Genomic DNA, 25332 nt, shown 5'->3' with positions numbered 1-25332 from the left:
CGGTTCTTTCGGCAACCGGCTATTTTAAGACATATCGCGAGTAATGCCGAACCCGAATCCGTCAAGCGCTCAAGCCTCGATGAAGCCGACTATCAGTCAGAATGATCAAACTCAATAAGACTTTGGAGGTTTCAATGATCGAAACTCGCCTGCTACAGCAATTCATTGCCGTTGCCGAAGAACTGCACTTCAATCGGGCTGCGGTGCGCCTGCATATGGCTCAGCCGCCCCTGAGCCAAGCCATTCGCCGGCTGGAGAGCGAGATTGGTTTCCCGCTGTTCGAGCGCACGAACCGCAGCGTATTGTTGACGCCTGCCGGCACAGCGTTTCTGCAGACTGCCAGGTGCATTCTTCAGTCTCTCGATGAGGGCGTGACGCATACCCGGCGTGTCGCCGAAGGGCTCGAGGGCCACCTCACGATGACATTCATCAACATTGTGTCCTATGCCCCGTTGCTGCGGGCGCTACGGGGCTTCCGGCTCGCGTCGCCAGGGGTAGCGTTTACCATGAAGGAGGCCACGACCCACGAGCAGGTGGAGGCGCTGGAGAGCGGCGCTGCTGATATCGGCTTCATGCGCACGCCGGGGACGACCACGCCCCATCTGCGCTTCGAGACTATCCTGCGCGAGCCGATATGCGTCGCGCTGCCTGCTGGGCATCGGCTTGAGGATCACGCATCCATCGAGTTGGCGTTACTCAAGGACGAGGCTTTCGTGGCATCGCCCCGACCGCTGGGGCAAGGCTTTCACGATCAACTTATCGGTCTTTGCCAAGCCGCAGGGTTCCTGCCAAACATTGTTCAACAAGCACGGCAATTGCAAACCTTGATCGCGTTAGTGGCCAGCGGGTTCGGCATTGCCCTGGTACCCGCATCGCTGGCGATGGGAATGCATGAAGACATTGTCTTTCGCCCCATCATCGTGGATGCGCCCGAAGAACTGCTGCATTTGGACCTGCTGATGGCGTGGAACGCGAATCAGGACTCGCCGATCCGGGACCGGCTAATCGAGGCAGTCCGAGGCGCTGTTCTGCCACTGACCAATTGAGACGTTCAGCGTCTTGTTTCGCGATAAAAACAGTATTTTACCAACATAGGCACTGGCACTACTGTACGGCAGCACCCGATCCCAGAGTGAGCCCAAGGTCACTCCACTATTGTCGAACCAGGGACTGCCATGCCTGCCGCCATTTATGTCTTTTCATTGTGTACCTTTGCATTCGGCCTCTCCGAGTTTGTCGTCGCAGGTTTGGTTTCCGCCATCGCGGCCGACCTCGACTCAAAAATTGCTGCAGTTGGCACCGCTATTGCCGCTTATGCCATGGGCGCAGCCATTGGCGCACCGTTCATCACAGCCCTCGTCTCGCACTGGAGGGACAAGCACATTCTGATGCTTGCCATGGCGGTCCTCGCTGTCGGCAGCGTGCTGATGAGCCTTTCGCCGAATCTGTCGATGCTGCTGGTGATCCGGTTTCTGGTGGGCCTGGGCCATGGTGTTTTCATGGCGGTAGCATCGGATGCCGCGACGAAGCTGGTTGATCAGAAGCGTTCGGGACGGGCGCTATCCGTGGTGTGGATAGGTTTGACCCTCGCGCTCGCCTTCGGCGTCCCGATTGGCACGTTTCTGGGCAGCATCTGGTCATGGCGGGGCATTTTCCTGTCTATCGGGGTACTCAGCCTGTTGAGCATGCTCGGACTGCTGCTTTTCATGACCAGCAGCACAGAGCCTTCGGACAGCAGGCAAGCGAGCGCATGGAAAGGGATCAAGGCCATCACCCATCCGCAATTGCTCATCACCGCCGGCATCGGCGTACTGGTGAGCATTGCGACCTTTTCATTCTTCACCTTCGTCTCTCCCTACTTGCTGAGAATCACCGAGGTGGACGTGCAGCGGCTGAGTCTGGGCATGCTGCTGTTTGGCCTGTGCTCCATCGTGGGGAATCTGCTTGGCGGCTATCTTGTGGACAAGATGGACGCCAACCGCAGCACCGTGATGGCATTGGCGGGCTTGGCCATAAACTTGATCGGACTTTATTGGTTTAGTGGCTCTGCGCTCATGATGACGCTCTTGGTCGGCACATTGGGGGTCTTTTTCTTTTCCATCGTGACCATGTTGACACTGCGTCTGCTGAAACAGGCCCAGTGCTATATCCCGGAATCAACCGCCGTGGCCGCCGGATTGAATATCGCGTCCTTCAACCTGGGCACAGCACTGGGTGGAGTACTCGGCAGCATCACCATTGCGTTCGGCAGCTTGTCGCACATCCCGCTAGTAGGAGCGTTGGTTGCTGCGTTGGCAGCCTCTGTGCTTTTCTTGCAAACCAAGCACTCCAGCCCGAGGACAGGCAGTGGACCGTTTTCAGGAAATGCAGGTGTTCATGGCCGTGGCCCATGACCAGGGCTTCGCGGCGGCAGCCCGGCGCCTTGGGCTGTCGGCTGCCAGCGTGACCCGGGCGGTGGCGGCGCTGGAAGTGCGGATCGGTGCGCAGTTGCTGATTCGCACCACGCGCACTGTGCAACTGACAGAAGCGGGGCAGCGGTACCTGGAAGACTGTCGACGGATTCTCGCCGATATTCAGGACGCCGAAGAGTCGGCGGCGGGTAGTCATGCCGACCCCCGGGGGCAATTGACGATTACCGCGCCGGTGCTGTTTGGCGATTTGTATGTCACGCCGGTAGTGGTGGGCTTTCTTGAGCAGTATCCGCAGGTCAGCATCAATGCATTGCTGGTGGACCGGGTGGTGAGCCTGGTCGAGGAGGGCGTTGATGTTGCGGTGCGTATTGGCGAGCTGCCGGACAGCAGCCAGTACGCGATTGCGGTCGGTGAGGTACGCCGGGTGGTGTGTGGCTCTGCCGACTACCTCAGGCGTTTTGGTCACCCCCTGCACCCAGAGGAACTCACCCGCGCGCGGATTATTGCCACCTCTGCCATCGGGCAGCAGCGCAGTTGGCCCTTTATGGCGGCGGGCGCCTCGATGAGTGTGCGCCTGGAGCCACGCATGGTGGTGACGGCCAATCAGGCGGCCATCACGGCAGCAACCCTGGGCCTGGGGTTGACCCGCGTGTTGTCCTATCAGGTGGCGGACAAGGTGGCAGCCGGTGAGCTGGAAATTGTCCTCGAGGATTTTGAGCTGCCACCGTTGCCTATCCACGTGGTGTATCAAGGTGGGCGCAAGGCACCGGCGCGGGTGCGCAGTTTTGTCGACTACGCAGTGCAGGCGCTGCGCGAGCATCCGGCATTACGCGGCTGAAGCATTATTGCGGTGGGTGAAATGGTGGATTGCCTTTTCTGGTGATTCTGTTGTTTTTTCAGCTGACGCAAGATGGACTCCATCAGCGCGGTTCGCTCCTGAGCGGCGCGATTTCCCCCTCTGGAGTCGACCATGCACAGCATCAAACTCTACAACTTCCCTCGCTCCGGCCACGCCCATCGGGTGGAGCTGATGCTGTCTTTACTGGATTTGCCCACCGAACTGATTTTTGTCGATCTGGCGAAAGGTGAGCACAAGCAAGCCGATTTCCTCGCGTTGAATGCGTTTGGCCAGGTGCCGGTGATCGATGATCAAGGCGTGGTGCTGGCTGATTCCAACGCCATTTTGCTGTATCTGGCGCAAAAATATGGCCAGGGCCGTTGGCTGCCTGCCGATCCCGTGGGCGCTGCCCGGGTGCAGCGCTGGTTGTCGGTGGCGGCCGGGCCAATCGCCTATGGCCCGGCCGCCGCGCGCCTGATCACGGTATTTGGCGCCTCCCACAACGCGCAAGAAGTCATCGCCCGCGCCCACGCACTGCTCAAGGTGATGGATCAGGAACTCGCCACCTCCCGCTACCTGGTGGGTGATGAGCCGACCATCGCGGATGTTGCCGGCTACAGCTACATCGCCCACGCCCCGGAAGGCAATGTTGCCCTGGACGAGTACACCAACGTGCGGGCGTGGCTGGCGCGAATCGAAGCGCTGCCGGGTTTCGTGGCGATGCCTCGCACTGTCGCCGGCCTGCAAACCGCCTGAAACTGCGCCAAGTGCGCAGGGGAGTTGTGTGATGGACGTTTCACCCTGGCACGCAGGTGAGCGGCAGTTGCAAACCCTGGTGGGAGTTGCCGAACGCATGGAGGCGTTCGGGCGCAAGGTGATCCGCACCGAGATGCCGGAGCAACATCGCCAGTTCTATGCTCAGTTACCCTTCATGCTGTTCGGTGCAGTCGACGCCCAAGGTAATCCTTGGGCCAGCGTTCTCGAGGGCCCACCCGGTTTTGCCCATTCACCGCAACCTGCGCGGTTGCGCCTGGACAGCCTGCCCAGTCTCGATGATCCGGCGCAGGTACGGGCCGGCGCGGCGATCGGGTTACTGGGGATCGAACTGCACAGTCGTCGGCGCAACCGCCTCAATGGCCGGGTGTTGACGGTCGATGAGTTGGGGTTGAGTGTTACGGTCGAGCAGGCCTTCGGCAATTGCCCGCAGTACGTCCAGGTCCGCCAGTTCGAGTCAGTGCCGCTGGCCGACCCATCCGCGCGCATCGTGCACTACCTGGATGCCCTGGATGACGCGGCCCGGGCGCTGATTCGCAGAGCCGACACCTTCTTTGTCGCCAGCTATGTGGATGTGGATAACTCACGGGCGGTGGATGTTTCCCATCGTGGCGGTGATGCCGGTTTTGTCGAGGTGCAGGGCAATCGCCTGACCATCCCCGACTTTGCCGGCAACCGCCACTTCAATACCTTGGGCAACCTGCTGCTCAATCCCCGAGCGGGGCTGCTGTTCATCGATTTCACCACGGGTGATGTGCTGCAGCTCAGTGGTCGTAGCGAAATCATCCTCGACGGGCCGCAAGTGGCGGCCTGCCAAGGCGCTGAAAGGCTGTGGACGCTGCAGGTGGAGCAGGTCGTGCGGCGTCCGGCGGCGCTGGCTCTACGCTGGCGCCGTTCAGGCATAGGACAGTGACTTCTCGGCCAGCACTTCCTCGTACAGCGCCGCCCACTGGCGACCCATTTCTTCAGCGCTGAACAACTGCCGGTAACGAGCCTCGGCCTTGATGCCCATGGCGGCGGCCTGTTGCGGGTTATCCCACAGGGTACGCATGGCCTGGCGCAAGGCCGGTGGGTCGCTTGGTGGCACCACCAGCCCGGTTTCGCCGTGACTGTTGATATAGCTGGTACCGGTACCGATCTCACTGGAGATCATCGGTTTGCCATACATCGCCCCTTCCAGCAGCGAAATGCCAAAGGCTTCCGAGCGCAGGTGCGAAGGAAACACGATGGCATAGCTCAGCTCCAGCAAGGCGGCCTTGTCCTCATCGTCGAGACGACCGAGGAACTGGATATTGCGCAGGCCCAGTGCGGCGGCCTGCGCGTGCAATTCGGCCTCCAGCGGCCCGGCACCGACGATCACCACCGGGTAATCGACACCCTTGAGGGCTTCGAGCAGGATGTGCAGCCCTTTGTAGTAGCGCATCACCCCGACGAACAGGAAAAAGCGCTCGCCCAGGCGCTCCCGCCAACGGGCCATACGCTCAGGGTCAGACGTGGGGTAGGCGGCCTTGTTCAGGCCATAGGGAATGACCCGGGTCTTGTCCGGGAATTTTTTCAGCACTTCGCTGGTATGCAGGTAGTTCGGCGAGGCTGCGACAATCCGATCGGCGCTGGCCAGAAACCGCGTCATCAACGGTTGGTAGAGTTTGAGCAGGAGCTTCTGGCGGATGATGTCCGAGTGGTAGGTCACCACGCTCGGTTTGTTCATGCCGCTGAGAAAATGCACTACATCCATGAACGGCCAGGGGAAGTGATAGTTGATCACGTCAGCTTCGGCCGCCAGCTCACGAAACTGTTTGAGCACGCTGTAGGAGAACCCGGTGGAGGCGATCTGCACATCGAGTTTGGCTCGGTGCACCTGGTGCTGGCCAAATGGGATAACCGCCGGCACGGGGTTGGCGCTCAATGTCAGCACCTGGCTCTCGATGCCATGGGCGGCGCCACTTTCACAGAGTTCGAACATCACGTGCTCGATGCCGCCGAAGGTTTCCGACAGATAGGTTTTATAGAAATGTAGGACGCGCATTCAACCTCCTAAAACCTGGCGATAGGCGCGCGCGGTGAGCGTCGCGCAGCGATCCCAGGAAAAAAGCTTCGCCTGTTGCAGCCCGGCTTCTCGGCTTACCTGCCAATGCACTTGATCGTCGGCCAGCCGGCTCATGGCATCACGCAAGCCGTGCAGGTCCTCGGGTTCAATATAGTTGCCCGCAGCCCCCGCGACCTCCGGCATGGCCGAGCGTCGGGTGAGGATGATCGGGGTACCACTGGCCATGGCCTCCAGCACGGGCAGGCCAAAACCTTCATAGATCGATGGAAATACCAGGGCCCGGGCGCCGGCCACCAAGTGGGCGACTTCCTCATCGGGCAGGTACCCGAGCAGGCAGACATGCCCGCTGGCCAGGCCTTTGCGCAGTTCATCGTCGAGCTGCTGGGCTTTCCAGCCGGCCATCCCGACAATCAGCAAGGGCATGCGCTGGCGCAGCGATTCCGGCAGTTGGGCATGGGCGCGCAGGGCCAGCCCGAGGTTCTTGCGCGGCTCCAGGGTGCCGACGCACAGGAAGTAGCCGCGCGGCTCCACCCCATGCGCCTGCAGTACCGGGTGCAAGGTCGAGTCGGTACGGGGGTGAAAACGCGGAGCGACTCCCAGGGGGGCGACCACGAAGCGTTCCGGACCGAGGCCAAAATACGCTTGTGCCTCATCGGCAATGAACTGGGAATCGGTGAGGATCAGGCTGGCCTGTTTCACCCCCTGTTCCAGGCGTCGCTCGATCTCTTTCAAGCGTGCCGCCGGCTGGGTGGCGGGGTAGTGCACGTGCGTCAGGTCATGCAGGGTGACGACCGTCGGCCCCTTGAATGCCAGCGGCCACAGGCTCGGTTCGTGGTACAGCTGGATGTTGCCGGGGCGGCCCTGATCGAAGCGCCGTTGCTCCAGCCAGCGGCGTGCCTGATACGCCCCGGGGATCTGCCGCAGCACCGGGCTCAGCCGTGAGTAACCGGGCATCGCGGCGCTCGGCAGCTGGGAGCTCCAGCCCCAGCCGTGGAACAACGACAGCGTGATGTCCGGTTCCTGGCCGAGGGCGTTGACCAGCTCCGCCAGGTAATGGCCAATGCCAGTGCGTGGCGCCTGCAGGATTCGCGCATTAAGAGCAATCTGCATGCTGCCTCTCAACCGTCGTCGGGGTCTTGCGCACATGGCGCAGGACGCGCTCCACCAGTTGTGCGCTGGCCTCGCGCCAGCCCAGCCAGCGCCACTCCTTGACGTCGCGCTCCGCCGGGAAGGTGCCGGTGGTTTCCAACTGCGACATCAGATCGACCAGGGTCTGCGGGTTGCTCAAATCGAAATACGCCATGAACGGACCACCGATCTCGCGGAACACCGGGATGTCACTGCCCATCGCCGGCAAACCGCGCTGCATGGCCTCCACCAGCGGCAGGCCGAACCCTTCGACATAGGACGGGAAGACCAGCGCAGTGGCGTTGGAGTAGGCGTACTCCAGGCTCTTGTCGGTGAGGTCATTGAACATGAACAGGCGTTGGTTGAGCTGCGGGTGCTGGCGGATCCGCTCGATCAGCGCATCGCACTTCCAACCGATGCGCCCGGCAATGCACAGCCGCGCGCGCGAACCTTTGGCCCAGGCCAGCTCGAACGCATCGAGCAGGTAGGCGTGGTTCTTGCGCGGCTCGATGGTGCTGACCATCAGGTACACCGGGTCTTTGTTCTTGAACATCTGCTTGAGGGCCGGCTCCACCGGCAACGCGTCGTCGCACAGGTCCAGCTCGCTGCCCAGGTGAAAGTGGTCGAACCAGCGTTGCGCCACTTGCTCGGGCCCGACACGGCGCAGCATCTCATCGCGTACCTGATCGGCAATGGTCGCGGAAATCGCCACGTAACCGTCGGCGGTCTTCGCGATCCAGTCGAACCAGTCGTTGAACACCCGGACCAGTCCGGCGTCGCAGAACTGCGGGTGGGTCAGCGGGATCAAGTCATAGATCACCGAGACAATGCCCACGCCATCGCGCTTGAGTTGTTCGGCCAGGGGGAAAAAATCGGCGTGCCAGGAAGAGTCCAGGAGCACCAGTTGATCACCCGCCTGATGCTGCAGGGGTTGGCAGCGGGTGGGGATCTCCTGGCGCCTGAGGCAGTAATTGAGCAGCCGGATCGGCACGCTCAACGCGGCAAATGCCGCCAGCCGGCAGCCTACATACAACACTCGGCGAGCGAACCGGGATTGGCGAAACGGCGTGCGCCGCTCCAGCGTGCGGTGCATCAGCCAGAACCGGTTGGCGATCTGCTCCAGCCGTACGCGCACGCCCATCAGGTCCAGCTTGGGCACCTTGAGTGGCGCCAGGCTGGTCACTTGATACAGCGCGCCCTTGAGCATCACCACGGGAATGCATTCGACGGCCGGGTTGTTTCTTGGCAGCTCGGTAATGACGTTGCGCACCACGCGCTGAATACCCGAGTTGGCTTGCGGGTGTTCGAACACATAGGTGCATTCAACCAGCAGTCGTGTCATGGGGCGGTCTCCGGCGCCTGAGGTTGTACCGAGGTTTCTGATGAACGGGTGATGCTGGTTTGTGCCTCCAGCCACGAGCAGCCGACAAAGTCTTCCTGGCGGTTGTTGATCACGTGGAACACCAGGCCGTAATCGCGCCATTCGAAGTTGCGGTCCAGGTGCGAGTCCAGGCGTGACAGGCTCAGGGCCACGGAGTAGTTGCCCTTGCCCAGGCGCATGGGGAACGCAAAGCGGTAAGTCACCCGCTCGCCGGCGTGCAGGTCCGTCAGCGCCTGGTCGAGTCGGTGGGTGTTGATGCCGTAGATCGCCTGGCCGAGGCGGTCCTTGATCATGAAGCCCAGCACTAGGCGTTCGATGTCCTGGCGAACATCCACCTGCACCTCCAACACCATGGGCTGACCGACTTCGGCGACTTCCACCGAACGCTGGCGCTGGTCCAGCAGGCGCACACTGTGGATGGTCGCTTCACCGGTACCGGAGATGGTTTGCACCTGGCCGTTGGCGAGCATTTCCTGGCGCACGATCTGGCCTTCGCGCTCGGCGAGCATGGCGTTGTAGTAGTCCATGACTTCTTCCGGCTTGCCGTGCATGGCCATGCGGCCCTTCTCCAGGAGGATCGCGGTGTCGCAGATCGACTGGATGGCCGAGCGATCGTGGGACACGATCAGCAACGTGGTGCCGGCGCGGCGAAAGCTACGGATGCGTTCGAAGCTCTTGTGCTGGAAGTAGGCATCACCGACCGACAGCGCTTCATCGACGATCAGGATGTCGGGTCGGCGCGCGGTAGCCACACTGAACGCCAGGCGCATCTGCATGCCACTGGAATAGGTGCGCACCGGGTGATCGATGGCTTCGCCGATCTCGGCAAACCCTTCGATCTCCGGCATCAGCGCCTCGATCTCCTCGACTTGCATACCCAGCAACTGACCGGCCATGAAGGCATTCTGCCGACCGGTAAAATCCGGGTGGAAACCCATACCCAATTCCAGCAGGGCCGCCACGCGGCCTTGCAGATGAATCTGCCCGCAGGTGGGCTGGGTAGTGCCGGTGATCATTTTCAACAGGGTACTTTTGCCGGCACCGTTGACCCCGACAATGCCCACGGCTTCACCGGCCGGGATTTCGAAATCGACGCCCTGCAGTACCCAATGCTGTTGATGGCGAGGACGGGAGAAGGGCACCAGCCATTCAATCAGCCGGCTCCAGCGGTTCGGGTATTGTTTGTAGGCCTTGCCCAGGCCACTGACGCGTATGGTTCCCATCAGAGCTCATCCACCATTTCACCGACACGCTGGCGGAAAAGCCGCAGCCCCATCACACAGAACAGCAGGCCGATCACCAGCACGGGGGTCAGCGAACTCCAGTCCGGCCACTGGTTGTAGAGAAACACATTCTGGTAGCTGTGCATCAAGGCGGTCAGCGGGTTGAGCGCCAGGACGCGCTGGATGCCTTCGGGCAGGATCGACATCGGGTAGACGATGGGCGTCAGCCAGAACCAGAACTGCAGGAGGATGCCGAAGAATTGCCCGACATCCCGGAAGAACACGTTCAGTACACCAAGAATCATCCCCAGCCCGGCCGAGAACATCACTTGCAGGGCCAGCAACGGCACCAGCGCCAACAACGCCATGCCGGGCAAGCGCCCGGTGATCAGCAAAAAGCCCAGGAACAGGCCGAGGATGATTGCGAAGTTGATCCCGGCGTTGAGCAGCACAATCACCGGCAGGCAAATCCTGGGGAAGCTGATCTTCTTCAGCAGGTTGGCATTTTCCAGGAACATGCTCTGGCTGCGCAGGGTGATCTCGGAGAACAGCCCCCAGGTCAGCAGCCCGGCGCACAGGTACACGCTATAGGCCAGCCCATCCTCCACGCCCGGCAACCGGGCGCGCATGATCTGGGAGAAGATCACCGTGTACACCACGATCATCGACAGTGGGTTGAGCACGGTCCACAAGGCACCGAACAGAGAGTTGCGATAACGCGACTGGAACTCGCGCTTGACGCTGCCGAGGATGAAACCCCGATAGCTGCGCAGTGAGCGATAAAGGTTGAGGAGCATTCAGACTGTCCTGCCGTACTGATCTTCGAACATGACCTACTCCTTGGCGACGCGTTTCATGTCCGCTTCCATCATCATGCGGATCAGGGTCTGCAAATCGGTTTTCGGTTTCCAGCCCAGCAGCCGTTGAGCCTTGGCCGGGTTGCCGAGTAACACGTCGACTTCGGCCGGGCGGAAAAACGCCGGGTCGATCTTCACGAAGTCGCGGTAGTTGAGGCCCACATGATCGAAGGCGATCTGGCACATCTCGCGCACCGTGGTGGTGATGCCGGTGGCAACCACATAGTCGTCGGCCTTGTCCTGTTGCAGCATCAGCCACATGGCTTCGACATAGTCACCGGCAAAACCCCAGTCGCGCTTGGCGTCGATATTGCCCAGGCGCAGTTCCTGCTGTTTGCCCTGCTTGATGCGGGCGGCGGCGTCGGTGACCTTGCGGGTCACGAACTCGATTCCGCGCAGCGGCGATTCGTGGTTGAACAGGATGCCGCTGCTGGCATGCAGGTTGAAGCTTTCGCGGTAGTTGACCGTGATCCAGTGGCCGTAGAGCTTGGCCACGCCGTAGGGGCTGCGTGGATAGAACGGAGTGTTTTCGTCCTGCTGTGCGGCCTGGATCAAGCCAAACATCTCGCTGGTCGAGGCCTGGTAGAAACGGGTGTGTGGACTGAACTGGCGAATCGCTTCAAGCAGGTGGGTCACGCCCAGGCCGTCAACGATTCCGGTGGTCACGGGTTGGTCCCAGGACGCCGCGACAAAACTTTGCGCCGCCAGGTTGTACACCTCATCGGGTGCCGACTTGATTACTGCGCGCTGCACCGAGCAGGCGTCGGCCATGTCGCCGTCCAGGTAGTGGATATCACCTTCCACGCCCATTTCCCGCAGGCGCCAGCGCGAGTCGCTGCTGCGCCGTGCGACCAGGCCAAAAACCTGGTAGCCCTTGTCGAGCAACAGTTTGGCCAGATAGGCGCCATCCTGGCCGGTGATCCCTGTGATCAGTGCACTTTTTGTCATTCTTGTCGTACCCGTGACTCCCAGTCGGACAGGATCGCCCGCAAGGATTGTTGTGTTGTAAGTTCAGGCGCCCATCCGGTGGTCTGGTGCAGCCGGGCATGGCTGCCGCAGACACGCCGCTGCTCGGCACGGCGCATGCGCGCAGGGTCTTGAATCAGTTGCACTGGGACCTGGGCCAGATCGGCCAATTGCTCGATCAGGCCACGTACGCTCTGCTCGATGCCGGAGCAGATGTTGTACACCTGCCCAGGCTCGCCCTTCGCCAGCAAGGCCAGGTAGGCCGACACCACGTCCGCGACGTCGAGGAAGTCGCGCGTCACATCGATATCGCCGACCTGCAGTTGCGCCGGTTGCAGGCCTTGTTTGATCCGGCAGATCTGCCGGGCGGCGCTGGCGACGACAAAACTGTCCATTTGCCCGGTGCCAATGTGGTTGAACGGGCGCGCGACAAGTACCGGCCAGCCCTCGGTCATGCCCCATTGCAGGCACAACAATTCTGCCGAGAGCTTGCTCACTGCATAGGGGTTGCGCGGGCAGGGTGGCTGGTGTTCGTCGATGGGCAAGGCGCTTTCGCTGACCTGGCCATACACATCGCCTGAACTGACATACAGGAAGGTGCCGCTGAAGCCGCGGGCCTTGAGTGCTTGCAACAGGTGGAGGGTGCCCAGCAGGTTGACCTGCAAGGTATTGGCCGGGTCACGGAAGGCTTCGGGAACGAAGGTTTGCCCCGCCAGGTGAATCACTGCGTCTGGCAGTTCCGGCCATAGGCCTTCGAGGCTTTTTGGCTCGCGCAGGTCGTAGCCCGGGGCAATAGGTAGCAGTTGCCACTGCGAGTCGACAGCGTTCAGGCGTGATTGGATATGACGGCCGACGAATCCATTCAGGCCTGTAACGAACAGACGCTTTTTCAAGCAACAGCCCCTCAATCGGTAAACTTTGCCATACCCCAATCAATTCATTGGGCGAACCCGAAAAGCTGTGCTCACTTTTCGGACTGTTCTGATATACAAAGTCGTTGTTGTAGTTGTTTGCGTCAATCTGTGCCAATTGCGCGGCAATTTCAACAGGTCTTAACGTGACCGGGCAGTTCTCGTCAGGACCGTCGGATTTATTCATCGCCGGTGTTCACGAATCCCCAACGGATGTGTTTAGAATGCCCCTCAGCACGATTGCCCAGCGATCAGCAAAGTGGTCCTTCGACCCCACAAAGCTGACCACAAAAACAAGAACGTAGACGGGCATGCAGGCGCTGGACGAACTGCGCTATGGCGGGTAAATCCAGGGCTGTGCCGTCATAAGAATGAGGCTGCCGAAAAGGCGGTTTCAGCGTGGGATGCCATGAATTTCATTCTTTACTCGGATGTGAACGAGCGCTCGATCAGCCAGAGCCTCGGCCGTCCTGAATACAGCTACTACTTCGTCCTCAAGGCTTATCGTCCGGTCCTTGAAAGCCTGGGTCGGGTCCATATGGTGGACGCGATCAGCGAAGTCGACCCACTTTTTCGACGCCTTGCCGTCGAGGGTGAAGAAAGCCTGTTCCTTTCGTTCGCACCGCCACACAAGACGCCTACCGACCTGAGCTGCCCGACGATTTGCGTGGTTGCCTGGGAGTTCGACACCATTCCCACCGAGCACTGGGACAACGACCCCCGGCAGGACTGGAGCCATACCCTGGCGCAGCATGGCCGGGTCATCACCCTGTCCAGCCATACGGCGCAGGCGATGCGTCGGGCCTTGGGCGAAGACTTCCCGGTGCTGGTGCTGCCGACCCCGCTCTGGGAACGGTTCGCCGATATTCGCCAACAGTCCGCGAGCCAGCCGGTCAACCCCGGCACCACCTTGCAGACCCTGGGCTGCATCATCGACAGCCGCACGTTGGGGCTTTCGGCGGACGGCCTGATCGCGCCGATCGTCGCTGAGGCTGAACCGCAACCTGAGCCGCAACCCGAGCCGCAACCTGAGCCCGCTCTTGAGCCTGAAGCGGTGGTTCTGGCGCCACCGCTGACCTGGCATCGGCGTCTGTTCATCACCAAACATTACCTGCGCCAGAGTCTGCGCGAGGCTGCCAGCCAACCCTTGCGCCGGCAGTTGGTGATCTTTCGCCATTACCTGCACCAGGTCTACGGCGAAGGTTTTCGTGATTTGCTGCCGCAAAGCCTGCGAGCACGCCTGCGCGGCGAGCGACCTGCCGCCGAAGTATCGCCGCTTGCCCCGGTAGTGGAGGTGGTTGAAAGGGCGCATGTGCCCCTCGAGGATTCACACCCGCAAGCAGTGTTTCCCGACACCGATCAAGTGGTCGAAATTCAGGTCGAGGGGGTGGTGTACGTCAGCGTGTTCAACCCCGATGACGGACGCAAGAACTGGCACCACTTGATCACTGCATTCTGCTGGGCCATGCGCGATGTCGAAGACGCCACCCTGGTGTTGAAGATGACCCAGAAAGACCTGTCCACCTACTACGTGCACATGCTGACCCTGCTGTCGCAGTTGTCGCCCTTCAGTTGCCGGGTGGTGGTCATCCACGGCTACCTGGAGGACCAGCAGTTTGCCCGGCTGTACGGCGCCGCCAGTTTTTATGTCAATGCCTCGCGCTGCGAAGGGCTGTGCCTGCCACTGATGGAGTTCATGGCCTGTGGCAAGCCGGTGATCGCCCCTCGGCATACGGCGATGCTGGACTACATCGACGACCGCGTGGCCTTTATCGTCGACTCCAGCCAGGAGCCGACTGTGTGGCCGCAGGACAGCCGGATCCTGTTCCGCACTGTCTACCAGCGTCCCGATTGGGGATCGCTGAAAAATGCCTACCTGGCCAGTTATCACATGGCCAAGGCGCAGCCCGAGCGTTACCAGGCCATGGCCAGTGCGGCCAACGAGCGGATGCGCGACTACTGCAATTTCCCAGGAGTGCAGCAACGCCTGGCGGACTTCCTGCGACTGCAACAGCCAACCAACCCGGTGCCTGAGTCGCCGGTCGCGACCGCAGGGGCGGCCTCATGCTGATCATCATTCATTCGGAAACCAACAAAAGTAACATCGAGCAGAATCTCGGCCGTCCCGAGTACAGCTACTACTTTGTGCTCAAGGAGTTCCGTCCGGTACTGGAGCGGCTGGGGCAGGTGATCGAGGTCAGCAACCCCGACGAACTGGTCGACCGCCTGTATTTCGACTGCCAAAGCCGTGGCGAAGACTGCGTGTTCCTGTCGTTCTCGCCGCCCCATCGCACACCGATCCACTACGCCTGTCCGACCATTCCGGTGTTTGCCTGGGAGTTCAGCACCATTCCCACCGACACCTGGCAGGGCGAACCCCGGCACGACTGGCGCATGGTGCTGGATAAAGTCGGCGCCGCGATTACCCATTCCAGTTTTACCGTGACCGCGGTGCGTGATGCCATGGGCCCGGACTATCCGATCAGCGCGATTCCGGCGCCGGTCTGGGACCGTTTTGCCGGGCGCGGGCGCGCGCTCGGGCAGCAGCCGTTGGCCGAACAGGTCAGCCTCAGCCTGCGTGGCCTGCTGATCGACAGCCGCAACCTGGACCTGCGGCCGTATGGCCCGGTGGCGTTGCGTGAAGGCGAGCCGGTGGATTTCGCCGCGCCTGCCGGCGAGCACGAACTGGTGCTCGACGGGGTGATCTACACCTCGGTGTTCAACCCCTACGATGGGCGCAAGAACTGGCAGGACATGCTCAGCGCGTTCTGCACCACGTTCCGCGAGTGTGCCGATGCCACCCTGGTGCTCAAGCTCACGCACCACGACATCACCGACGCCTTGAACGACATGCTGCACCACCTCTACAAGAACCAGCACTACCGTTGCCGCATTGTGTTGATCCACGGCTTTCTCGCCGATGCGGACTATGAGCGCCTGGTGCAGGCCACCAGCTTTGTGGTCAACAGTTCATTCGGTGAAGGCCAGTGCCTGCCGCTGATGGAGTTCATGTCCTGCGGCAAGCCGGCGGTCGCCCCGTGCAACACGGCGATGGCCGATTACATCGATGGGCAAAACACCTTCATCGTCGACTCGACCGACGAACTCACCGCCTGGCCCCATGACCCGCGTGCGGCCTACCGCACCCTGCGGTACGTCACCAATTGGGATTCGCTGTGTTCGGCCTACCAGGCCAGCTATCAGGTGGCGCGTAACGATGCGCCACGCTATGCACGCATGTCGGACCATGCCGTCACTCGTCTGCAGGCGTTCTGCAGCCAAGCGGTTACCGAGCAGCGCTTGCAGGCGTTTCTGGCAAGCGTGATCGCCCAGGCGAAACCAGCATGATCGGCCGCCTGCTCGACTGGCTGCGTCCTGCGCCCGTCCCGGTAGCGGAGCCAGTACCGGCCCCGGTCCCGGTGGTATCGCCGCGTGATTGTGGTTTCACCGATGCGGTACTCGACGGCTGGTTTCTCGGCGGTACTGGGGAATTGCTCAAGGGCTTTGCGATTGGCGCCGACGACACCCTGCTCGACGTCGGTTGTGGCGAGGGCGCGGCGACCTTGTTTGCAGTGCGCCAGGGCGCCGCGGTGATTTTTACCGACAGCGAACAGGACAAGGTCCGCGAACTGGCACGCCAGGTGGATGCCATGACCCAGGCCCCAGCCCTTGGCCTGGTCAGCAACAGCTTGCCGCTGCCGCTGGCGGACGGCTGTGCGAGCAAAGTGGTGTGCATGGAAGTGCTGGAGCACGTCGATACCCCCGAGCAGTTCATGGCCGAGCTGGTGCGCATGGGTCGTCCCGGTGCCCAGTACTTGCTCAGCGTGCCCGCGCCGGTGGGTGAGCACCTGCAACGAGGCATCGCGCCTGCCGCCTATTTCCAGGCGCCGAACCATGTGCAGATCTTTTCCCATGAACGCTTTGCCGCCCTGGTCGAAGACGCCGGGCTGATCATTGAACACCGCCAGGCCACCGGCTTCTTCTGGGTCATGGGCATGATCTTCTTCTGGGCCAGCGAGCGTGCGGCGGGGCGGGATATGGCGGGCGCGGTGCGTGACCGGATCCAGGCGCCTTACCCGCCCCTGATGGAAGGCTGGGCCCGCACCTGGCATGACTTGCTGATGCAGCCCGACGGGTTGGCCATCAAACAGGTGCTGGACCAGTTCATGCCCAAGAGCCAGGTGATCATCGCGCGCAAGCCCATGGCTGGTGAAGTAACGCCGGGGAGCGCGGGATGAGTGACAAGCGGATCATGGACATCGAACTGTTGCGCGGCATTGCCGTGCTCGGGGTGCTGTTCCATCACCTGCAAGACAGCCTGTTCGCCGGGCAGGTCCCGCTGTTGCAAGCCATCCATGCCCTGGGCCAGCCCTGGTGGGGCGTCGATCTGTTTTTCGCGATTTCCGGGTTTGTCATCGCGCGCAGTCTGATCCCCGCGCTGCTGGGTTGCAGTACGCGCCAGGAGTGCTGGGAGCAGACCCGCAATTTCTGGCTGCGGCGCGCCTTTCGACTCTTGCCGTCGGCCTGGTTGTGGCTAGCGCTGATGCTCCTGGCCTGCCTGTTCATCAACCGCTCAGGCGCCTTCGGTACCCTGGCCGCCAACCTGCAGGCGACGCTGGCCGGGGTGTTGCAGTACGCCAACTTCCGCTTCGCCGACAGCTTCTTCCACTATGAGTACGGCACCAGCTTCGTGTACTGGAGCCTGTCCCTGGAGGAGCAGTTCTACCTGTTGTTTCCGTTGTTGATCCTGGTCTGCCGCAAACATCTGGTGTGGGCCTTGCTGGCCCTGGTGGCGGTGCAACTGCTGACGTTGCGCACGCCGATCCTGATGGTGATCCGCACCGACGCGCTGGCGTTGGGGGTGTTGCTGGCCATGTGGAGTGCACAACCTTCCTACCGCCGTTGGCAGCCGACCTTCCTGCGCCGGCCCTGGGCAGGTATCGCGGTGCTGGTGGCCATTGCCATGTTGATGAGCTTTCTGGCGACCGATCGTTTTACCTTCACCTCCTACCGCATCGGCGCCATCGCGCTGCTCAGTGCGGTGCTGGTCTGGCTGGCGTCCTACAACTGTGACTACCTGATGCCACCGGGGCTGTTCAAGCGGGTGATGACCTGGATCGGCAGTCGCTCCTATGGCATCTACCTGATCCATATCCCGGCCTATGCGCTGGTGCGCGAATTGATCTTTCGCTTGCAGGCGGCGTCTTTGCCGAGCCCGGCCGGCCACCCGATCATCACGATCTTGCTGGCGTTCGGCCTGATCGTGCTGTTGAGCGAGCTCAACTACCGCTTTATCGAAATGCCCATGCGTAATCGCGGCGCGGCGTTGGTCAAACGCTTGAGTGCGTCCCGAGCGGCCACCCCATCCCCAGGAGTCACCTCATGCTGAGCCTGTTGAAGAAGCTGGCGGGGGGCGCTGTTGCCCCCGCTGCGGCCTGTCCCCCTGCGCCAGTCGCGCCCCCGGCGGCAACGCCTGCGCCGGCACCCAAGGTCGATCCCTACATGCTGGGCCTGCGCGATGCGGTGCTCAGTGGCTGGTTCAACCAGCAGACCGGCGAACTGTTCACCGGCTTCCCGGTAACGGCCGCCGACACGCTGCTGGACGTGGGGTGTGGTGACGGTGGCAACGTGCACTTCTGTGCTACCCGGGGGGCGCACATCATCATTGCCGACATCGACGCGGCCAAGGTCGAAGCCACTCGCCTGCGCCTGGGCGATACCATCGCGGCCAGCGTCGAGTGCCACGTCACCGACTGCGCGCCACTGCCGATTGCCGATCAGACGGCGACCCGGGTGGTGTCCACCGAGGTCATCGAACACGTCGACGACCCCGCGCAGTTTCTCGCCGAACTGGTGCGCGTCGGCAAGCCGGGCGCGCTCTATCTGCTGAGTGTCCCGCACCCCAGTTCGGAAAATCTGCAGAAAGACATCGCCGCCCCCGAGTACTTCCAGAAGCCTAACCACATCCGCATCATCAGCGAAGATCAGTTCAAGCAGATGGTCAGCGACGCCGGGCTGGAAGTGCTCAGCCACAGCCAGTACGGCTTTTACTGGTCGCTGTGGATGATGTTGTTCTGGGAAGCCAAGGTCGACCTGAGCAGTCCCGACCATCCGCTGCTCAACCACTGGGCCGAGACCTGGGCGGCGGTCCTGGAGTCGCCACGCGGCGAGCAGATCAAGCAGGCGCTGGATGGCGTAGTCGCAAAAAGTCAGGTGATCATTGCCCGCAAGCCATTGGCTGCGTAGGCTGACGCACCGGCCTGGCTGTGTGTGGGTGTGAATGTGGGAGCGAGGTGTATGCGGAATCTGTGGGCACCTAATATCACTGTAGGAGCGAGCCTGCTCGCGATGGTCGTCAACGATGACGCATCAAGCCTGATTCACCGCGGCGCTCTTGCGTCCATCGCGAGCAGGCTCGCTCCCACACAAACACCCACAACAAAACTATCACCCCCAGCGGGCCAGGTCAGTCCTTCAGCCACGGGCCCTTAATGTCTTCGATTTATCTTCTGCGTCGTGCGCTGTTGTTCAGCCTCGCGCTCCTGGGCGGTTGCCAGCAGTCGACCGCGCCCCCCCTCGATCAACAGCTCTACATCTGGCAGCGCCAATGGACCACCGCCCATGCCGAGGCGCTGGCGCAATCGCGTGCCGATTTTTCCACCCTGCGGGTCCTCGCCCTGCAGACTTATCCACAAGGCGGCTGGCGTCGCGCGCAGATCGATGGGTCGTTGTTGCAGCGTGACGGCCGGCCACTGATTGCGGTGGTCCGCCTGGATGGCCAGCTCAAGCACCTGGACCCGGTCGATACCACGGCGCAGATCCTGCAAATGGTCGCCGATTGGCAGGCCTTGGGCTTGACGCTGGCAGGTGTGGAAATCGATCACGATGCCGGGACCGCGCGATTGCCGGCCTATCGCGAGTTCCTGCTGGGTTTGCGCCAGGCCTTGCCCGCCTCCTTGAAGCTGAGCATCACGGCCTTGCCGGCCTGGCTCGACAGTCCCGAGCTGGCGGCCTTGCTGGCGGCGGTCGACAGCAGCGTCTTGCAAGTGCACGCGGTGAGCCGTCCGGAGCTTGGCCTGTTCGACCCGGTGCAAGCCAAGCAATGGGCTGAGCGCTGGAGCCGGATCACTCGGCAACCGTTTTACCTGGCATTGCCGGCCTATGGCATCGCCCTGCTGCCGGGAGAGGGCGGGGCGCCCCTGGTGGAGAGTGAAGTGCCGATCGAACGGGTCGGCCAGCGCCGCGAACTGATGGCCGACCCGCAACAACTGGCGACACTGGCCAGCCAGTTGCGTGCCGAGCCGCCGCCACACCTGGCCGGATTGATCTGGTTTCGCCTGCCGCTCAAGGGCGACCGGCGTGCCTGGAGCCTGACGACCCTGGGGGCCGTAGCGCGCTGTGAGCAACTGCACAGCCGGTTGGCGTTGAACCTTTCCAGCCAGCAAGGTCTGTACGACATCGTGGTCAGAAATGACGGCAACCTCGACGGCACCTTGCCGCAACGGGTGACCCTGGCCGTCAGCCAATGCGTCGCCGTAGATGCGCTCAACGGCTATGCCGTACAGCAGACGCCTGGACAACTGAGTTTCAGCCGCCTCAGGGACGGCCGCTTGCCCGCCGGTGCCGAGCGCACCCTGGGTTGGGCACGCTGCACACAAATTGATCAAGGAGGTTCACATGTATTCCCGTAACTGGTCGCGGCATTTGCTCGCGTTGAGTCTGTTTCTGCCGCTGGGCACTGCCACCGCCTGCGGGCCGGACTTTCCACTGCGCCTGTTGGGCGACCGGGCGATGACCCTGGGTGAGTTGCCGGAAGGCAGTTTCCAGTTCGAGATCAATCGCCTGGGCAAGGTCATCGCCGGCCTGAAACCAGCGGCGACAACTGGCCTGAGCCGCGATTACGACAGTGACCTGGACCCCTACGTACAGGCCCGGATCAACGCTGAACAGCTGGGTCTGACTGACGCGCAGCGCGCGCAGGTAACCCGGCTGCGAACCCTGCAGGACGCGCACCAGGTGTTGGCCGAGAGTGCCGGTCTGGCCCCGGAACTGAGCCTCTATACCGCGGGTGCGGTGGCGTTCAACGCTGGCGATGCGGCCACGGCAGCCGACTACTTCCGCCAGGTGCTGGCGCTCCCGGCCGACCAGCGCGCCCTGCGCAGCACCTGGGCCGCGTACTCGCTCGGCCGGGCATTGATGGCTATCAATCAGCAGGCCAGCGAGCAGAATCAACCCGCCAGCCAGGACGTCTTGCAACAAGCCCGGCAGGCCTTTATCCAGGCCCGTCAACTGAGTGTCGACGGCTTCAGCGACCCGCTCGAACTGGGTATTGCCAGCCTCGGTGAAGAAGCGCGACTGGTGCGCCAGGCGGGTGACTGGAACAGTGCCGTCGAGTTGTACGCGACCCAAAGCCGGCAAGGTTCGCCCGTCGGCTACAGCTCCCTCAAGCAGTTGATCGATGAACTCAATGCCATGCCTGAGGCGCAGCTCATCCCCTTGCTCGAAGGTCAGGCGGTCCAGCAATTGGTCACGGCGGCGCTGATCAGCCACGTAGGCTGGTCCTTCGGTGAGCAACCGCCGGCTGAACAGAAAATCATCAAGGCCCTGATACAGAGCACTACCGGCAGCCTGGAAAATGCTGACCGCCTGGCGGCGCTGAACTACCAGATCGGTGACTACGCCACCAGCAAAACCCTGCTCGAGCATGCCGGTGACGGTGGCCTGGCCTGGTGGCTGCGGGCAAAAATGGCGCTGCGCGACGGCGACAAGGCCTTGGCTGCCAGTGCGTATGCCAAGGCGGCCAAAGCCTTTCCCCAGGATGAAGACTGGGGCCTGCGCAACACCGCCAGCGGTGACTATGAAGCGCTGAAGCCCGGTTGCCGGGTCGAGGGTGAAAGTGCCTTGCTGGCCTTGGAGCGCGGCGACTACCTGCAGGCATTCGAGCAGTTGTACCGCAGCCAGGACCTGTATTGGCAGGATGCCGCGCTGGTTGCGGAGCGGGTGCTGACGGTGGACGAGCTCAAGCAGTTCGTGGACCAGCAGGTGCCGGCCCCCACACCACTGACCCAGGAGCAGCGTGACAACTACGAGCCCCTGCCAGTGAGCGCGCGCTTGCGCGACCTGTTGGGCCGGCGTTTGCTGCGCGAGGAGCGTTATGCCGAGGCCGCGGCGTACTTCGACAACCCTGGGCTGCAGGCGCTGGCCAAGGAGTACGTGGGCTTGCGCGAAACCGCGCAGTCGAGCTGGTGGCCGACCAAACGTGCCGCAGCCTTCTATGACGCGGGCCGGTTGGCCCGGGAACACGGCATGGAGCTGCTCGGTTACGAGATGGCCCCGGATTTCGCCACCTTCGAGGGCAATTTCAGCCTCGACATCCCCGAGATCAAGGCCGCCCCCCTGATCGCCCTCGGCGAAGTCCAGCGTCAGCACGCCAGCGTCGCCCAGCCAAACGAGCGGTTCCACTATCGCTACGTCGCCACCGCGCTGGCGAGCCAGGCGGCCGACCTGCTGCCCCATACCAGCCAGGCCTTCGCCGCCGTGCTGTGCAAGGCCTCGGGCTGGGATACCGGCCTTGAGGACCAGCGTGCGTTGTACCGGCGCTACGTCGAGCAGGGGCCTTATGTGCCGTGGGCAGAGAACTTTGGCCAGCAGTGTGAGGAGCCGGACTTCGCCGCCGCCAACCAGCGCTACGTGACCGAGGCGGTGGACAACGTGCGTTCGGACTTGCGGCCGTACAAGCGCGTGCTGCAGGTCGGTGGGCTGCTTCTGGTGGGGGTAGCGGGCCTGTTGTTGCTGCGGCGCCGGCGCCAGGCTTCCTGAGCCAGTAACGGCGTACCCCGCGTTCGGTTGGTAGCCAGGCGCGGGGTTCCACGTGGAACATGTAGGCGGGACAAATTGTGAACAATCGGCTTTATCGAACTGAAACCAGAAATGACAGTCAACCGCAGTGAGGGCGTGCCTGTGCAGTTGTCTGATTCGATAGCCAGCTAATTTTCTACGATGGTCTACCCTCATTTCAGACGTCTGAAACAAGGGGAATTTTCATGCTCGCGCAACTTCCACCGGCCTTACAGAATCTGCAACTGCCACTTCGCTTGCGACTCTGGGACGGCCACGAATTTAACCTGGGCCCTGCGCCCAGTGTCACGATTGTGGTCAAGGACCCGCAAATGGTCGCGCAATTTACCCACCCCAGCCTGGACCTGTTGGGCGCGGCCTTCGTCGAGGGCAAGCTGGAGCTGGAAGGGTCGATCAGCGACGTGATCCGGGTGTGTGATGAGTGGAGCCAGGCACTGCTCAACGAAGACGATGACGACCAGCCGGTTCGCAGCGTGCATGACAAGGCCACCGATGCGGCGGCGATCTCCTACCACTACGACCTGTCGAATGCCTTCTACCAGCTGTGGCTGGACAGCGACATGGCCTATTCCTGTGCCTATTTCGAAACCGGCAGCGAATCCCTGGAGCAGGCCCAGCAAGCAAAATTCCGCCACCTGTGCCGCAAGCTGCGGCTGCAACCGGGTGAATACTTGCTGGATGTCGGCTGCGGCTGGGGCGGGTTGGCGCGGTATGCGGCGCGGGAATTCGGGGTCAGGGTGTTCGGCGTGACCCTGAGCAAAGAGCAACTGGCGTTGGCTCGGCAGCGGGTCAGCGACGAAGGGCTGGAGGATCTGGTGGAGTTGCAACTGCTCGACTATCGCGACCTGCCGCAGGATGGCCGATTCGACAAGGTGGTAAGCGTCGGCATGTTCGAACACGTCGGCCACGCCAACCTGGCGCAGTACTGCCAGACTTTATTTGGTGCGGTCCGCGAAGGCGGCCTGGTGATGAACCACGGGATTACCGCCAAACATATCGATGGTCGGCCAGTGGGGCGAGGCGCCGGCGAGTTCATCGAGCGTTATGTGTTCCCCAATGGCGAGCTACCCCATCTGTCGATGATCTCGGCCGAGATCAGCGAGGTGGGCCTGGAAATAGTCGATGTCGAAAGCTTGCGCCTGCACTACGCGCGTACTCTGGATCACTGGAGCGAGCGCCTGGAAGACAACCTTGAAGCTGCGGCCAAAGAGGTGCCGGAGCAAGCGCTGCGGATCTGGCGGCTGTACCTGGCAGGCTGCGCCTACGCGTTCGCGCGGGGCTGGATCAACCTGCACCAGATCCTGGCGGTCAAGGCCCATGCCGATGGCAGCCACGAGCTGCCCTGGACCCGGGACGATATCTACACGCCCTAGAGAATCGGCGAAATCAGGCGGGCGACCCGCATACCGAGCTGCCTGAGGCGATGGGTCTCCCGGCCTTCGTCCTCGTTGATCTCGTGGGACACGGCGAAGTCGGCGTTGAGCATCTGTTCCACTTCGCCGGCAAAGGCGCTGTCGACGGTCAACAACATCACCTCGAAATTCAGCCGGAACGAACGGTTGTCCAGGTTGGCGCTGCCGATGGCGCTGATTTCGCTGTCGACCAGCACCACCTTCTGATGCAGGAACCCCGGTTGATAACGGAACACCCGGACCCCGGCCCGTACGGCTTCAAAGGCATACAGGCTGGAGGCGGCATAGACGATGCGGTGATCCGGTCGCGACGGCAGCAGCAACCGCACATCGACGCCACGCAGGACCGCCAGGCGCAGCGCGGCAAACACCGCTTCATCGGGGATGAAGTACGGGCTGGTGATCCACACACGCTGCGTGGCGGCATGAATCGCTTCGACGAAGAACAACGAGCAGGTTTCGTAGGGGTCTGCCGGGCCGCTGGCCAACAACTGGCACAGCACGCCGTCGTCGGGATAGCTCTGTGGCAGGATCAATGGCGGCAGTTCGCGGGCTGCCCAGAACCAGTCTTCGGCGAACGATTCCTGCATGCAGGCCACCACCGGACCGCTGACCGCCACGTGGGTGTCGCGCCATGGCGAGAGCGGGGGCTTGGCGCCCAGGTATTCGTCGCCGACGTTATGCCCACCGACGAAGCCTTGCCGGCCGTCGACCACCACGATCTTGCGATGGTTGCGAAAGTTCACCTGGAACCGATTGAGCCAGCCGCTGCGGGTGGCAAACGCTTTGACCTGGACACCAGCATCGCGCAGCTCCTGCACGTAGCGGTGGGGCAGGGAGTGGCTGCCGATGCGGTCATAGAGCAGGTAGACCGCGACCCCTTGCGCGGCTTTTTTGATCAGCAGGCTTTGCAGGCGCCGCCCGAGCTGGTCGTCATGGACAATGAAGAACTGGATCAGCACCGCTTCCCGGGCCTGCTCGATGGCTTCGAAGATCGCGTCGAAGGTGGCCTGGCCGTTGATCAGCAGGCGCAGTTGGTTGTTCGCCAGGCACGGCATGCGCCCCAGCTTCGGCATGGCGCGCAGCGAGTCGTAGGCATTGGAGGCACGGGCCGTCAGCGCTTCCTCGACCCAGGGGCGCCAGTTCAGGTCAGCGATGGCCTTGCGCATCTCTTCGTTGGCCTGGCGTCGAGCCTTGATGTACGCATCGAAGGTGCTGCGTCCGAACACCAGGTAGGGAATGAGCGTCAGGTAGGGAATGAAGATCAACGACAGGGCCCAGGCAATCGAGCCTTGGGCGGTCCTGACGGTCAGCACGGCGTGGACTGCGGCCATCGTGCCCAGGGAGTGAATGAGCGTGATCAGGTAGGCAAAAAGATGGGGGCCAAAAAAATCCATGGGGCAACCTTGCTCCGGAGAATTCAATGCGTAACAGACCATGTTCTTCGATGAATGTCGCTATTTAATTCGCCATGCAACCGAAGTAGATTGGCGACGTCTAACGGCCATTACTGACTAGGAGTTACT

At 62.2% G+C, this 25332-nt stretch carries 20 protein-coding genes and 1 pseudogene; 13 read left to right on the top strand and 8 right to left on the bottom strand.

Features of this window, described 5'->3' with window-relative positions:
• Nucleotides 1-134: 134 nt before the first annotated feature.
• The 5 genes and pseudogenes from CKW24_RS02335 to CKW24_RS02315 all read left to right on the top strand — a co-directional run.
• The gene (locus tag CKW24_RS02335) at nucleotides 135-1046 is read left to right on the top strand and encodes a LysR family transcriptional regulator (protein ID WP_095165200.1); all 912 of its coding nucleotides are present in this window, start codon (nucleotides 135-137) and stop codon (nucleotides 1044-1046) included.
• A gap of 129 nt (nucleotides 1047-1175) precedes the next feature.
• A complete protein-coding gene (locus CKW24_RS02330) occupies nucleotides 1176-2393 on the top strand; it encodes an MFS transporter (protein ID WP_095165056.1) in 1218 nt (405 codons plus the stop codon).
• On the top strand, nucleotides 2347-3249 hold the full coding sequence (locus CKW24_RS02325; RefSeq protein ID WP_095165054.1) for a LysR family transcriptional regulator: 903 nt from the start codon (nucleotides 2347-2349) through the stop codon (nucleotides 3247-3249). The genes CKW24_RS02330 and CKW24_RS02325 overlap by 47 nt, the downstream gene beginning before the upstream one ends.
• A 132-nt stretch (nucleotides 3250-3381) precedes the next feature.
• On the top strand, nucleotides 3382-4005 hold the full coding sequence (locus tag CKW24_RS02320) for a glutathione S-transferase family protein (RefSeq protein ID WP_095165053.1): 624 nt from the start codon (nucleotides 3382-3384) through the stop codon (nucleotides 4003-4005).
• Nucleotides 4006-4036: 31 nt separating this feature from the next.
• Nucleotides 4037-4927 (top strand): annotated as a pseudogene (locus tag CKW24_RS02315) (pyridoxamine 5'-phosphate oxidase family protein); the annotation flags it as partial.
• On the opposite strand, the gene CKW24_RS02310 reads toward CKW24_RS02315, so the two are convergent.
• The 7 genes from CKW24_RS02310 to CKW24_RS02280 are packed head-to-tail and all read right to left on the bottom strand — an operon-like array spanning nucleotide 4919 to nucleotide 12518.
• Complete coding sequence (locus tag CKW24_RS02310; protein WP_095165051.1) at nucleotides 4919-6049, bottom strand: glycosyltransferase family 4 protein; 1131 nt, start codon at nucleotides 6047-6049, stop codon at nucleotides 4919-4921. The pseudogene CKW24_RS02315 and the gene CKW24_RS02310 sit on opposite strands and share 9 nt — an antisense overlap.
• The gene (locus CKW24_RS02305; RefSeq protein WP_095165050.1) at nucleotides 6050-7180 is read right to left on the bottom strand and encodes a glycosyltransferase family 1 protein; all 1131 of its coding nucleotides are present in this window, start codon (nucleotides 7178-7180) and stop codon (nucleotides 6050-6052) included.
• A complete protein-coding gene (locus CKW24_RS02300; RefSeq protein WP_095165048.1) occupies nucleotides 7164-8540 on the bottom strand; it encodes a glycosyltransferase family 1 protein in 1377 nt (458 codons plus the stop codon). The genes CKW24_RS02305 and CKW24_RS02300 overlap by 17 nt, the downstream gene beginning before the upstream one ends.
• Entirely contained in the window at nucleotides 8537-9802 is a 1266-nt protein-coding gene (locus CKW24_RS02295) for an ABC transporter ATP-binding protein (RefSeq protein ID WP_095165046.1), read from the bottom strand. The genes CKW24_RS02300 and CKW24_RS02295 overlap by 4 nt, the downstream gene beginning before the upstream one ends.
• Entirely contained in the window at nucleotides 9802-10599 is a 798-nt protein-coding gene (locus CKW24_RS02290) for an ABC transporter permease (RefSeq protein WP_095165044.1), read from the bottom strand. Before CKW24_RS02290 ends, CKW24_RS02295 begins: the two co-directional genes overlap by 1 nt.
• A gap of 36 nt (nucleotides 10600-10635) precedes the next feature.
• Nucleotides 10636-11607: a GDP-mannose 4,6-dehydratase gene (gmd, locus tag CKW24_RS02285; RefSeq protein ID WP_095165043.1), complete on the bottom strand. Its 972-nt coding sequence runs from the start codon at nucleotides 11605-11607 to the stop codon at nucleotides 10636-10638.
• Nucleotides 11604-12518: a GDP-mannose 4,6-dehydratase gene (locus tag CKW24_RS02280; protein ID WP_095165041.1), complete on the bottom strand. Its 915-nt coding sequence runs from the start codon at nucleotides 12516-12518 to the stop codon at nucleotides 11604-11606. The genes gmd and CKW24_RS02280 overlap by 4 nt, the downstream gene beginning before the upstream one ends.
• A 427-nt stretch (nucleotides 12519-12945) precedes the next feature.
• Here CKW24_RS02280 and CKW24_RS02275 point away from each other — a divergent pair, with 427 nt between their 5' ends.
• The 8 genes from CKW24_RS02275 (at nucleotide 12946) to cfaB (ending at nucleotide 23767) form a co-directional block, all read left to right on the top strand.
• Nucleotides 12946-14607 carry a glycosyltransferase gene (locus tag CKW24_RS02275; protein WP_095165039.1) on the top strand — a complete coding sequence of 554 codons (1662 nt, stop codon included), beginning with the start codon at nucleotides 12946-12948 and terminating at the stop codon, nucleotides 14605-14607.
• Nucleotides 14601-15884 carry a glycosyltransferase gene (locus tag CKW24_RS02270; protein ID WP_095165037.1) on the top strand — a complete coding sequence of 428 codons (1284 nt, stop codon included), beginning with the start codon at nucleotides 14601-14603 and terminating at the stop codon, nucleotides 15882-15884. Before CKW24_RS02275 ends, CKW24_RS02270 begins: the two co-directional genes overlap by 7 nt.
• Complete coding sequence (locus CKW24_RS02265; protein WP_095165035.1) at nucleotides 15881-16774, top strand: bifunctional 2-polyprenyl-6-hydroxyphenol methylase/3-demethylubiquinol 3-O-methyltransferase UbiG; 894 nt, start codon at nucleotides 15881-15883, stop codon at nucleotides 16772-16774. The genes CKW24_RS02270 and CKW24_RS02265 overlap by 4 nt, the downstream gene beginning before the upstream one ends.
• Nucleotides 16771-17925, top strand: coding sequence for an acyltransferase (locus CKW24_RS02260; RefSeq protein WP_095165033.1), 1155 nt, complete (start codon nucleotides 16771-16773; stop codon nucleotides 17923-17925). The genes CKW24_RS02265 and CKW24_RS02260 overlap by 4 nt, the downstream gene beginning before the upstream one ends.
• Nucleotides 17919-18782, top strand: a complete 864-nt coding sequence (locus CKW24_RS02255) for a bifunctional 2-polyprenyl-6-hydroxyphenol methylase/3-demethylubiquinol 3-O-methyltransferase UbiG (protein ID WP_095165031.1) — start codon at nucleotides 17919-17921, stop codon at nucleotides 18780-18782. Before CKW24_RS02260 ends, CKW24_RS02255 begins: the two co-directional genes overlap by 7 nt.
• A 245-nt stretch (nucleotides 18783-19027) precedes the next feature.
• Complete coding sequence (locus CKW24_RS02245; protein WP_095165027.1) at nucleotides 19028-20227, top strand: DUF3142 domain-containing protein; 1200 nt, start codon at nucleotides 19028-19030, stop codon at nucleotides 20225-20227.
• On the top strand, nucleotides 20214-22355 hold the full coding sequence (locus CKW24_RS02240; RefSeq protein WP_095165025.1) for a hypothetical protein: 2142 nt from the start codon (nucleotides 20214-20216) through the stop codon (nucleotides 22353-22355). Before CKW24_RS02245 ends, CKW24_RS02240 begins: the two co-directional genes overlap by 14 nt.
• Nucleotides 22356-22579: 224 nt before the next feature.
• The gene (gene cfaB / locus CKW24_RS02235) at nucleotides 22580-23767 is read left to right on the top strand and encodes a C17 cyclopropane fatty acid synthase CfaB (protein ID WP_095165023.1); all 1188 of its coding nucleotides are present in this window, start codon (nucleotides 22580-22582) and stop codon (nucleotides 23765-23767) included.
• Here cfaB and cls read toward each other — a convergent pair.
• Nucleotides 23764-25203, bottom strand: a complete 1440-nt coding sequence (gene cls, locus CKW24_RS02230) for a cardiolipin synthase (protein WP_095165021.1) — start codon at nucleotides 25201-25203, stop codon at nucleotides 23764-23766. The genes cfaB and cls overlap by 4 nt on opposite strands.
• Between the last annotated feature and the right edge of the window lie 129 nt (nucleotides 25204-25332).

It is taken from the genome of Pseudomonas sp. Irchel 3H3, assembly GCF_900187635.1.
Lineage (GTDB): Bacteria > Pseudomonadota > Gammaproteobacteria > Pseudomonadales > Pseudomonadaceae > Aquipseudomonas.
The sequence above is the reverse complement of the archived record's forward strand: the minus strand, read 5'-3'. Positions and strand labels throughout refer to the sequence as shown.

What these genes read in the sequence shown, in the direction of transcription:
- CKW24_RS02335 (WP_095165200.1), top strand. Translation starts at nt 135, where the DNA reads ATGATCGAAACTCGCCTGCTACAGCAATTCATTGCCGTTGCCGAAGAA.
- CKW24_RS02330 (WP_095165056.1), top strand. Translation starts at nt 1,176, where the DNA reads ATGCCTGCCGCCATTTATGTCTTTTCATTGTGTACCTTTGCATTCGGC.
- CKW24_RS02320 (WP_095165053.1), top strand. Translation starts at nt 3,382, where the DNA reads ATGCACAGCATCAAACTCTACAACTTCCCTCGCTCCGGCCACGCCCAT.
- CKW24_RS02310 (WP_095165051.1), bottom strand. Translation starts at nt 6,049, where the DNA reads ATGCGCGTCCTACATTTCTATAAAACCTATCTGTCGGAAACCTTCGGC.
- CKW24_RS02305 (WP_095165050.1), bottom strand. Translation starts at nt 7,180, where the DNA reads ATGCAGATTGCTCTTAATGCGCGAATCCTGCAGGCGCCACGCACTGGC.
- CKW24_RS02300 (WP_095165048.1), bottom strand. Translation starts at nt 8,540, where the DNA reads ATGACACGACTGCTGGTTGAATGCACCTATGTGTTCGAACACCCGCAA.
- CKW24_RS02295 (WP_095165046.1), bottom strand. Translation starts at nt 9,802, where the DNA reads ATGGGAACCATACGCGTCAGTGGCCTGGGCAAGGCCTACAAACAATAC.
- CKW24_RS02290 (WP_095165044.1), bottom strand. Translation starts at nt 10,599, where the DNA reads ATGCTCCTCAACCTTTATCGCTCACTGCGCAGCTATCGGGGTTTCATC.
- gmd (WP_095165043.1), bottom strand. Translation starts at nt 11,607, where the DNA reads ATGACAAAAAGTGCACTGATCACAGGGATCACCGGCCAGGATGGCGCC.
- CKW24_RS02275 (WP_095165039.1), top strand. Translation starts at nt 12,946, where the DNA reads ATGAATTTCATTCTTTACTCGGATGTGAACGAGCGCTCGATCAGCCAG.
- CKW24_RS02270 (WP_095165037.1), top strand. Translation starts at nt 14,601, where the DNA reads ATGCTGATCATCATTCATTCGGAAACCAACAAAAGTAACATCGAGCAG.
- CKW24_RS02265 (WP_095165035.1), top strand. Translation starts at nt 15,881, where the DNA reads ATGATCGGCCGCCTGCTCGACTGGCTGCGTCCTGCGCCCGTCCCGGTA.
- CKW24_RS02260 (WP_095165033.1), top strand. Translation starts at nt 16,771, where the DNA reads ATGAGTGACAAGCGGATCATGGACATCGAACTGTTGCGCGGCATTGCC.
- CKW24_RS02255 (WP_095165031.1), top strand. Translation starts at nt 17,919, where the DNA reads ATGCTGAGCCTGTTGAAGAAGCTGGCGGGGGGCGCTGTTGCCCCCGCT.
- CKW24_RS02245 (WP_095165027.1), top strand. Translation starts at nt 19,028, where the DNA reads ATGTCTTCGATTTATCTTCTGCGTCGTGCGCTGTTGTTCAGCCTCGCG.
- CKW24_RS02240 (WP_095165025.1), top strand. Translation starts at nt 20,214, where the DNA reads ATGTATTCCCGTAACTGGTCGCGGCATTTGCTCGCGTTGAGTCTGTTT.
- cfaB (WP_095165023.1), top strand. Translation starts at nt 22,580, where the DNA reads ATGCTCGCGCAACTTCCACCGGCCTTACAGAATCTGCAACTGCCACTT.
- cls (WP_095165021.1), bottom strand. Translation starts at nt 25,203, where the DNA reads ATGGATTTTTTTGGCCCCCATCTTTTTGCCTACCTGATCACGCTCATT.